Here is a 503-nt window from a genome sequence, read left to right as displayed (position 1 = left end):
ATCAAAAAATTGATGAAAAAAATATCCGAAAAATTTTATACGTTTACATCGAGAGCGTTAATTTAATGAAAAGGGGCCAGTCGAAAGATTTGGTCCCTTTTTCTGTTAAAACCATGTAGCAGAACCAAATAACTCATTATTATTAGAAAGCTACTAAAAATCAAAGCTAGATAAGGGTTCGACTCCCCTCCTGCTTCTTGACTCCTCTTTCAATTTTAACACAATTAACTGACTATCAAACAAATACTCTATTCTGACGGTTCATCTTTTGAATAAATTTCCCTTAGAATTGCATCGTAGATAATTTTTGCAATTAAATTCAGTAAAGCTTCGGTTTTCTTTTTTCAGAATCGCTGACTGCATTGCCAATTTGAAGTTCAATATCAGTAACTGACTTAGTTCTTTTTGCTTTTCTCTTTTTCATAATCCTATTTTTATTTGGAAATTATTGAAAAAGGAAAAGCATCATTTCGTCAATAATTAAATGATCATGGTTAGAAAAC

Source organism: Pedobacter sp. HMWF019, from assembly GCF_003061025.1.
In the GTDB taxonomy this organism is placed as follows: domain Bacteria; phylum Bacteroidota; class Bacteroidia; order Sphingobacteriales; family Sphingobacteriaceae; genus Pedobacter.
Note: the sequence above shows the minus strand (reverse complement) of the source record.